The sequence below is a fragment of the Trebonia sp. genome (genome assembly GCF_049794275.1).
Taxonomy (GTDB): Bacteria; Actinomycetota; Actinomycetes; order Streptosporangiales; family Streptosporangiaceae; genus Trebonia.
Genome location: NZ_JBARCR010000648.1, coordinates 1 through 9735, shown reverse-complemented (window position 1 = coordinate 9735; position 9735 = coordinate 1). Strand labels below are relative to the sequence as shown.

Sequence of the window (9735 nt, the reverse complement as noted above, 5' to 3'; positions counted from 1 at the left end):
GTCTTCACCGTCGGCACGCTGGCCAGCCCCGCCGCGCTGGCCTCGATCGCCGACAGCCGCCGGGACAGCTCGGCGAGCAGGCCGCCCGTCGAGCCTTCCGCCTGCTGCCGCAGCAGCTCGGACTGCTCACGCAGCTGGCGGTTCTTCGTGTACAGGTCCACGAAGACCGCCACCTTGGCGCGCAGCACCCACGGGTCGAACGGCTTGGCGATGTAGTCGACCGCGCCGGCCGCGTAGCCGCGGAACGCGTGGTCCGGCTCCGCGCCCGCGGCCGTGAGGAAGATAATCGGCACGTCGTGCGTGCGGGCGCGGTTCTTGATGTGCGCCGCGGTCTCGAAGCCGTCCATGCCGGGCATCACCACGTCGAGCAGGATCACGGCGAATTCGTCGGACAGCAGCGCCTTCAGCGCCGCCTCGCCGGAGCGGACCTGGATCAGTTCCTGGTTCAGCGAAGAGAGGATGGCCTCGAGCGCGATCAGGTTCTCGGCACGGTCGTCGACGAGCAGAATTCTTGCCTTTTGCGGCACGTCAGCCGCTCCCCTCGGTCCGGGGATAGGTTCGGGGCAGGCCCGCTTGGCGCGGTCGCCGTTCCAGCCAGCCGCGCGTCAGGCCGATGAGATGAGATATATCCACTGGCTTGGTGACGTATTCGGAAGCGCCGGAAGCGATCGACTTCGCCCGGTCACCCTTCATGGCCTTCGCGGTCACCGTGATGATCGGCAGGTCGGCGAACTCGGGACGCCGCCGGATCGCCGCGGTGGTGGCGTACCCGTCTAGTTCCGGCATCATGACATCCATCAATACCAGCGCGATGTCGTCTTCGCGATCCAGGATTTCCATTCCCTGCCGGCCGTTCTCCGCGTACCGGATCTGCGCCCCGTACCGCTCGAACACGCTGGTCAGCGCGAACACGTTCCGCACATCGTCGTCGACGATGAGGATCTTCGCTCCGCTCAGCGGGTCGTGTTCCTGGCGGCTCCCGTCGTCCAGGCCAGCGCCGGCGAGTGTTCCAGGCTGGCTGCCGGAGTCAGCGACCGCGCCGCCCGGGAGCCCGGCAGAAGCCAGAGCGGTTGCTGAGTCGGCCGGGACCGTTCGGGAAACTCCTGATCCCGACAGGGACATGGGGACCGGGGAGCCGGCCACGGTCCCGGCCGCCTGGCGGCCGGTCAGGTAGAAGGTGAACGTGGAGCCGTGCCCGAGCCGGCTGGTGGCGCGGATCTCGCCGCCGAGCAGCCTGGCGATGTCCCTGGAGATCGACAGGCCGAGGCCGGTGCCGCCGTAGCCGCGCGAGGTGGTGCCGTCCGCCTGCTGGAACGCGCCGAATATCAGCTCGAGCTTGGGCTCGGCGATGCCGATGCCCGTGTCGGTGACGGCGAACGCGAGCACCGACGCCTCGTCGCGGAGCGGTCCGGCGAACCTGATGGCCGGGTCGGCCTTGGCGACCCGCAGCGTGACCCCGCCGGCGGAGGTGAACTTCACCGCGTTGGACAGCAGGTTGCGCAGGATCTGCTGGAGCCGCTGCTCGTCGGAGTAGATCAGCGCGGGCACGTCCGGGTTCACCTCGACCTCGAACGTCAGGCCCTTCTGCGCGGCCGTCGGGCGGAACGTCGCGTCCACGTAGTCCAGCAGCGTGTCCAGCGCGATCGCCGCCGGGTGCACCTCCATCTTGCCCGCCTCGACCTTGGACAGGTCGAGGATGTCGTTGATGAGCTGCAGCAGGTCCGCGCCTGCCTCGTGGATGGTCCTGGCGAACTCGATCTGCTTGACCGTCAGGTTTCCGTCCAGGTTCTCCGACAGCAGCTTGGCCAGGACTAGCAGCGAGTTCAGCGGCGTGCGCAGCTCGTGCGACATGTTGGCGAGGAACTCCGACTTGTACTGCGAGGAGATCGCCAGCTGCTGCGCGCGCTCTTCCAGAGTGCGGCGGGCCTGGTCGATCTGGAAGTTCTGCACTTCGATCGCGCGGTTCTGCTTGGCGAGCAGGGCGGCCTTATCCTCGAGTTCCGCGTTGGACCGCCGCAGCTCGGCCTGCTGGCGCTGCAGCTCGTCGGAGCGCTCCTGCAGCTGGGTGGCGAGCCGCTGCGACTCCGTCAGCAGCACCTCGGTGCGGGAGTTCGCCATGATCGCGTTGATCGTGACGCCAATCGTCGGCACGAACCGGTCGAAGAACGTCAGGTGCAGGTCGCTGAACCGGTGCAGCGAGGCGAGCTCGAGCACCCCGAGCACCTGGTCCTCGAAGAGGATAGGCAGCACCACGAGGTGCGTCGGTGCCGACTGGCCGAGTCCGGAGCCGACCGTGACGTAGCCCGGTGGGACGTCTTCGACCAGGATCCGGACCCGGTCGAGGGCGGCCTGCCCGGCCAGCCCCTCGCCCAGGATGAAGCGGGTGGTACCGCTGCGGTGGAAGCCGTACGCGGCGATCCGCTCGAACTCCGGGTCCCCGGCCGCGTCCCCCGCCGGCGCCGACGCCAGGTAGAAAGCCCCGTACTGGGCGGAGACCAGCGGCGTCAGCTCGCTCATGATCAGCCGCGCTACCTCGAGCGGGTCACGGTGCCCCTGCATCAGCGACGACAGCCGGGCGAGGTTGGTGTTCAGCCAGTCCTGCTCGTGGTTCGCCTTGGTCGTCTCCCGCAGGTTGGCGACCATCAGGTTGATGTTGTCCTTGAGCTCGGCAACCTCGCCGCTGGCCTCGACGGTGATCGACTGGGTCAGGTCGCCTTCGGCGACGGCGCTGGCGACGCCGGCGATCGCGCGGACCTGGGTGGTGAGGTTGCTCGCCAGGCCGTTGACGGATTCGGTCAGCCGCTTCCACGTCCCCGACACGCCCTCGACCTCGGCCTGGCCGCCGAGGCGCCCTTCGGTGCCGACCTCGCGGGCGACGCGCGTCACCTCGTCGGCGAAGGCGGACAGCTGGTCGACCATGGTGTTGATGGTGGTCGTCAGCTCGAGGATCTCGCCCAGCGCGGCCACGTCGATCTTCTTGGACAGGTCGCCCTGAGCGACCGCGGTGGTGACCTGAGCGATGTTCCGCACCTGGGTGGTGAGGTTGCCGGCCATCGAGTTGACGTTGTCGGTGAGGTTCTTCCAGATCCCTGACACGCCCTTAACGTCGGCCTGGCCGCCGAGGCGCCCTTCGGCGCCGACCTCGCGGGCGACGCGCGTCACCTCGTCGGCGAAGGCGGACAGCTGGTCGACCATGGTGTTGATCGTGGTCTTCAGCTCGAGGACTTCACCCTGCGCGTCGACGGTGATTTTCTGCGACAGGTCGCCCTGGGCCACGGCCGTGGCGACCTGCGCGATGTTCCGGACCTGGGCCGTCAGGTTGCGGGCCATCCTGTTGACCGAGTCGGTGAGGTCCTCCCACACCCCCGAGACGCCCCTGACGTGCGCCTGGCCGCCGAGGCGGCCCTCGGTGCCGACCTCGCGGGCCACCCGCGTCACCTCGTCGGCGAAGGCGGACAGCTGGTCGACCATCGTGTTCACGGTCTGCTTGAGCTGCAGCATCTCGCCCTGGACGTCGACGGTCACCTTCCTGGTCAGGTCGCCGCGGGCGACCGCGGTGGTGACCATGGCGATGTCCCTGACCTGTTCGGCGCGGCGGGCGACCTCGTCGTTCAGCGCGGACAGCTCGGTGCCGACGGCATCCACGAGCGGCCAGATCTGGCCGAGGACCGAGCCGTCTTCCTCCGCGATACGCGGCTGCTGGCTGAAGTCGCCCTTGCTGAGCGCCAGCAGCGCGGCGCGCAGCGGCTCGAGGTCATGGTCGGAGTAACGTACCTCACCGGTCAGCGAAGGCGGAGTCTCAATCATGTCGTCTCCGGTATTCATCCTTCGGCGTTGTCGTCAGGGAAGCATTTGCATTCCAAGTCTGTCACGCGGATCCCGCTGGCGCCCGAGCCGAGCGCGGCGTCCCTGGCGAGGCAATTCAGCAGGGACCGGTTTACCGGCGGATAACCCGCGGCAGCCATCCGGCCAGCAGCGTGAGCACCGCCGACACGCAGAACGACAGGATCGACGCCGACATCCAGCTGGCCGGGGTGAAGCCGATGGCCTGCCCGAAAGACGTCCACGCCGACGCCCACCAGGACACGTACCCGGGGTTGATGAGCTGGTAGGTGACGAATCCCGCGGCCCACGGGAGCAGCATCAGCCAGCGGGGGCGGGCCGAGGCCGACAGGTCCCAGCGCCGGCGCCCCGCGAAGGCGAAGTAGTCCACGATCAGCACCGCCGACATGGGCACGAACACCGAACCGAGCAGGGTGAGGAAGTTCTCGTAGTCGGCGATGTTGAGCCACAGCGCGCCGGCCGTGGTCAGTGCGGTGATCAGCCCCGCCAGGACGCGCCTGTCCCACAGCGGCCGCAGGTTCTGCACCGACACCGCGGTGGAGTAGACGTCCGCGAATGACTGGTCGAGTTCCCGCGCGGCCAGGATCGCGAACCCGAGCGAGCCGGCCGGCAGCGCGATGAACGCCGCGAAGATGTCGTTGGAGTTCCCGTGCGCGACGGTGACCAGCGCGAGCAGCCCGATGACGTAGCAGAGCACCTGGGTGGTGCTGTAGCCGACGAGTGTGCCAGCGACGGTATCGCGCGTGCTGCGGGAGTGCCGCGTGTAGTCGGCGGCCAGCGGAACGAAGGAGATGGCGACGGCGACCACGGTGTCGGTGGCGGCCCAGTACCCGGACCACGTGCCGTGCGTGAAGGCGGGCAGCGGATGCCGCAGCAGCTGGACGAGCAGGTAGACCATCACCACGAGCACGGCGGCGGTGGCGTACCGGCGCAGCACCCGGATGGCGCCGAGCGGGTGGATGGTCAGCAGCCCGGTCACCGCCCCGGCGATCAGCACGTATCCCCACTTCGGCAGCGCGGGTGCCACCGTATGCGCGGCCGTCGCGATCGTCACCAGCTCGAAGATGCTCCAGCCGAAGAGCTGCACGATGTTGAGCACGGTAGGCAGGTAGGACACCCGCGCCCCGAACAGGCCGCGCAGCAGCACCATGGCCGGCGCGCCCGTTTGCGTGCCAGGTACGCCGGAAAACGCGAGCACCAGGGTGCCGAACAGCGTGCCGACCACGATGGCGGTCAGCGCGGCGGCCAGGGACAGCTCCGGTGTCCCCGCGCCGCCTGGCTGCAGCACGAAGATCGCGCCGGTGAAGCCGAGCAGGCTCACGCCGAGGTTGCCCCACAGGCCGAACTGGTCGGTCAGGCTCAGCGACTGGGGCACCGGCTCGGCGAGCGTGCGCCCAACCTCGGAGCGGCGGTCACCGGGGACGGTGACAAACGCGGGGTTCTCGCTGGTACTGGTGGAATCGGCCGTTGTGGCCACGGCTGCCTCCCTACGCCGGAATTACCCGGACAGGTTCGGACGGTCGGCGGCGCGCGCCTTGCCCCGCCGGTCTCGCCGGCAGGCGGCTAGCCACCCTCTCAGCCCGGTCAGCCCGAGCTCCCGTGCGTATTCAGTTGCCGCTAACCTTACCGCCGACGGCGGCCCCGCCCCAGCCTCTGGCCCGCTCGCGCCGCCGCCGATCCGGCCCCGGACACAACTCACTATCACTCCCACCTTGCATCTACCCATCACTTCCGGTCCCTCCAGTGCCCGATTTGTCCGATTTAAGGGGCGGAAAGTGATGGGAAGATGGCGGCTCCGCGTCTTCGTATCACTTCCCGCCCCTCTCGCGCCCGTTTTGTCCTAATTCAAAGGCCGAAAGTGATACGAAGATGGCTGACAGGGCTGAGGCAGGGCTGGGATGGCCCGCCCTAGCCTTCGGCCGCGTCGGCTGGGGGGCGGCCAGGGCGGCGCATCTGCCTGGCGTGGCCGGGCATCCGGCCGGCGTCGCCAAGGGCGCGGCGGAGCAGGAACTCGATCTGGGCATTGGTGCTGCGCATCTCATCGGCGGCCCACTTGGCGAGGGCGTCGTGGACCGCCGGGTCGAGACGCAGCAATATGCTCTTGCGTTCGGACATCTGGCCCGTCACTGATACAGCGAGCCGGTGTTTACCACCTGCTGGGTCGCCTGCTCGCTGCACAGCACTACGAGCAGGTTCGAGACCATGGCCGCCTTCCGTTCCTCGTCCAGCTCGACGACGCCCTCCTCCTCTAGCCGCTGGAGGGCCATCCGGACCATGCCGACCGCGCCTTCCACGATCTTGTGCCGCGCGCCGACAACGGCGCTCGCCTGCTGCTGGCGCAGCATGGCCTGAGCGATCTCCGGCGCGTAGGACAGCCTGGTCAGCCTGGTCTCGATGACGTGCACGCCGGCTGACCGCACCCGGTCGGTGAGCTCGGACGACAGTCGCTGGGTTATCTCGTCGGCGTTGTCGCGCAGTGAGAGCGCGCCGCTGCCCCGGTTGTCGTACGGGTAGCTGGACGCGATGTGCCGGACGGCGGTCTCCGTCTGGATGGCCACGAAGTCCGGGTAGTCGTCGACTGCGTAAGTGGCGTACGCGGTGTCCTGCACCTGCCAGACGACGACGGCGGCGATCTCGATCGGGTTGCCGTCGGCGTCGTTTACCTTGGCGAGCGACGACTCCAGGTTCCTGATCCTGGTCGAGACCGCTACGCGGTTGGCAAACGGGTTCACCCACTGCAGGCCCTGGTCGCGGACCGTGCCCTGGTACCTGCCGAAGAGCTGAACGACGTGCGCCCGTCCCGGCGCGACGGGGGTAAGGCCGCGGAATACGAGGACCGTGGCGGCGATGAGGACGACGCCTGTCCACACCAGGCCGGTCCTGCCGCCGTCGGTATGGTGGCTGGCCTGCCAGAACGCGACGATCGCGGCGGCTAGCAAGACGACGTCGAGCAGTAGCATCGGTACGCCGGGCAGGTGCCACGCGGGTCGTTCTGGCATTGCCTGGCTGCGGGAGTAAACGCCTTTGCTGTCCGCGATCTGCACCTGGACTGACATGTGCCCACCTCCTGTGGAGCTTGCTCGATACCACGCTATCATAGTGATATCACTTTTCCGCAAGTCCCACGCTATCCAGATTCGGAGGCTCACAACCTCGGCGTAAAGACCTCACCGCGCATGGCGCGCTCGACGAGGGCGACCGCCCGCGCGACGGCGGCGAGCCGGCGTCCCTCGGTGCGATAGGCGGTGAGCACCGCGTCGACCGCGTGCGGCGGCAGTTCCTCGGCGAGTTCGGTGCGCACGGTGCGGTATCCGGCGCGGGCGCCCTCGACGCAGGCCGACGTGTGGTGCCTGGCCATGGCGGCGAGCGCCACGGGATGACGGCGCAGCACCCCGTGCAGCCGGTAATCGGGCGGAACGATCTCGAGCAGCCACGCGACGGCGGTTGCCTCGAAGTCGTCGCTGCCCGGCGGATGCACCCCCGTTGGCCAGCCAGGTGGTAGATACGCGCCCATGGCAAAAGCGTAGCACCAGGTCGAACTGCAATTCGACTAACGTCAATGGTCACGGAAATTGCTGATGTTCGTGGCATTTTGTAATCGCGGGTGCCGACTCCATCAGCCAGCCGCGGCCGAGCCACTCCCGTGTGGCCCGGCCGCGGCGCGGAATACCCGGCGGCGGTCGGTGGTGTTAGCAGGCCGCGCATTCGTCTGCGGCCGCGTCGTCCGCCACGCGGAACGTGCCGTCCACGTAGTCGGGGATCGGCGGCAGTTCGAACACGTTGGCCGCCGCGCCGTTGCGCTGCGCCTTCGTCGCCTTGCGGACTGCCCGCCGCCGGCTCGCCTTCCTTGCGGCCTCGTGCTGCTCGGCCATCCGCTGCCTGGCGACCTCGCTGACCATCAGGTACGAGTACATGCTTTCTCCTCGGTCCCGGGGAACCAGCCTTGGTTTCCCCGTACCTTGAGGTTCGCGCTAAGACCCCCGGCACCGCATCGGGCGATCGCCTTATGTTCGCGGCGCACGGTGCCTTAGCTCGCGGGTTGCCGCCTAAGCCGCCTAAGCCGCAGGCAGGCGGAGCACCATAACAACACTGTCGCGCAATATCGAACCCGCGACTTTCGCCAGAAACCGAAGCGCTCATCGACGAACTGCTACCGTCGTGGCGGTCGTCCGCGGCATGAGGCACTTGCCTGGATAAATGAGGACGGGACAATGAAGGCAGTCACCGGAGCCGTAGCCGGGTTCGCGGTCGGCGTGGCCGCGCTGATCGCGGTCACGGCGTGCTCCTCTTCGCCGTCCGCGAGCATGCTCACGCCCGCGGGCGGGTCGTCGGCGACCGTGGCCAACGGTCAGTCGTCGGCTGGCGGCGTGGTGGGCGTCGCGTACGTCATGCCGCCGTTCGGCGCGAACGTGCACATCGAGATGACGTCCTGGCTGCCGTCCAGCACCGCGCAAGCGCAGGCGGTGATCACGGACAAGGACTACGAGCTCGCCTACCTCTACTCGGAGTACCGGGGCGGGCAGGACCAGAGCTGGGTCAGCTACGTGAGCTCGATGATGCAATCGGCGGTCCAGCAGTCGCTGCGGGCGACGGACGTCACAACCGAGTCGTTCACCGGCACGATCAGCTACTTCGACATGCGGGTCATCCCCGACCCGCTGGTGCACGGGGACCTCGACGTGTCGAGCTGCTTCGACAACGCTGGCTCGTCGAACACGAACCTGTCCACCGGAGCGGTCCTCCCGGACACCAGCCCGGCGGACTCGCACTACGTCCGCATCACGGACGAGCTTCGCGAGGACTCCGCGGGACAGTGGCAGGTCATCTCGAGCCTGCCTGCCGTCTCCTATCCGAGGGCGGAAGAGTGCAGGCCTTCCTGAGATTCCGCGCCGTCCTCGCCCCGGCTTCGCCCGGTCAACGTCCGCGAGATCCAGTCCGTCAACGGCCGACATGAGCGGGGTGTCCCGGCTCATGTGCTGCGAGGCGATAAACTGGAACGGCGCCGCATAGTTCGGATGGCGCAGTCCCCGACGCCGAAGCAGTGAGAACTCACGCATGCCCGTACACCAGACCACCGCGCAGCGCCAGACCAGCGCTGGCGAGCTCGCGACCCGCGACGACCTGCGGAACGTCGCGATCGTCGCGCACGTCGACCACGGCAAGACCACGCTGGTGGACGCGATGCTCTGGCAATCAGGGGCGTTCGGCGCCCACGCGCACGTCGCGGAGCGGGCGCTGGACTCGGGTGACCTGGAGCGGGAAAAGGGCATCACGATCCTCGCCAAGAACACGGCCGTCACCCATGGCGGGCTGACGATCAACATCGTCGACACGCCGGGGCACGCGGATTTCGGCGGCGAGGTGGAGCGCGGCCTGTCGATGGTGGACGGCGTGCTGCTGCTCGTCGACGCGAGCGAGGGACCGCTTCCGCAGACCCGGTTCGTGCTGCGCAAGGCGCTCGAGGCCCGGCTGCCGGTGATCCTCGTCGTGAACAAGGTGGACCGCCCCGACGCCCGCATCGACGAAGTGGTCGACGAGGTCTACGAGCTGTTCCTCGACCTCGACGCCGACGAATCGCAGATCGAGTTTCCGATCATTTATACGAACGCCAAGGCCGGCTGGGCTTCGCTCGATCCGTCGGTTCCCGGAAAGGACCTGGGCCCGCTGGTCGAGTTGCTGATCACCCACATTCCCGCGCCCGAGTACGACCCTCTGCACCCACTCCAGGCACACGTGACGAATCTCGATGCGTCGCCTTATGTGGGGCGGATCGCAATCTGTCGCGTCCGCCACGGCACGATCCGGCGCGGCGAGACCGTCGCCTGGTGTCGCGCGGACGGACAGATCGAACGCGTGAAGGTCTCGGAGCTGTACGTCACCGAGGCGCTCGAC

At 68.2% G+C, this 9735-nt stretch carries 9 protein-coding genes; 2 read left to right on the top strand and 7 right to left on the bottom strand.

Features of this window, described 5'->3' with window-relative positions; genetic code table 11:
- From WA805_RS17450 to WA805_RS17420, 7 genes are all read right to left on the bottom strand, one after another.
- A partial coding sequence (locus tag WA805_RS17450) for a response regulator (protein ID WP_425242860.1) occupies window positions 1-527 on the bottom strand: 527 nt, incomplete at its 3' end.
- A gap of 1 nt (window position 528) precedes the next feature.
- The gene (locus WA805_RS17445; protein ID WP_422325545.1) at window positions 529-3807 is read right to left on the bottom strand and encodes a HAMP domain-containing protein; all 3279 of its coding nucleotides are present in this window, start codon (window positions 3805-3807) and stop codon (window positions 529-531) included.
- Window positions 3808-3937: 130 nt separating this feature from the next.
- Complete coding sequence (locus WA805_RS17440; protein WP_422270894.1) at window positions 3938-5320, bottom strand: purine-cytosine permease family protein; 1383 nt, start codon at window positions 5318-5320, stop codon at window positions 3938-3940.
- A gap of 431 nt (window positions 5321-5751) precedes the next feature.
- Window positions 5752-5958: a hypothetical protein gene (locus tag WA805_RS17435; RefSeq protein WP_422270892.1), complete on the bottom strand. Its 207-nt coding sequence runs from the start codon at window positions 5956-5958 to the stop codon at window positions 5752-5754.
- 8 nt (window positions 5959-5966) lie between these two features.
- The gene (locus WA805_RS17430; RefSeq protein WP_422285735.1) at window positions 5967-6842 is read right to left on the bottom strand and encodes an SPFH domain-containing protein; all 876 of its coding nucleotides are present in this window, start codon (window positions 6840-6842) and stop codon (window positions 5967-5969) included.
- Window positions 6843-6988: 146 nt separating this feature from the next.
- Entirely contained in the window at window positions 6989-7357 is a 369-nt protein-coding gene (locus WA805_RS17425) for a hypothetical protein (RefSeq protein WP_422285732.1), read from the bottom strand.
- A gap of 175 nt (window positions 7358-7532) precedes the next feature.
- Complete coding sequence (locus WA805_RS17420; RefSeq protein ID WP_422270889.1) at window positions 7533-7757, bottom strand: hypothetical protein; 225 nt, start codon at window positions 7755-7757, stop codon at window positions 7533-7535.
- A 297-nt stretch (window positions 7758-8054) separates the two neighbouring features.
- Between WA805_RS17420 and WA805_RS17415 the strand changes: the two genes are divergently transcribed.
- Both WA805_RS17415 and WA805_RS17410 read left to right on the top strand, forming a co-directional pair.
- Complete coding sequence (locus tag WA805_RS17415) at window positions 8055-8723, top strand: hypothetical protein (RefSeq protein WP_425242859.1); 669 nt, start codon at window positions 8055-8057, stop codon at window positions 8721-8723.
- Window positions 8724-8898: 175 nt separating this feature from the next.
- On the top strand, window positions 8899-9735 hold an 837-nt coding region (locus tag WA805_RS17410), incomplete at its 3' end, for a GTP-binding protein (protein ID WP_425242858.1).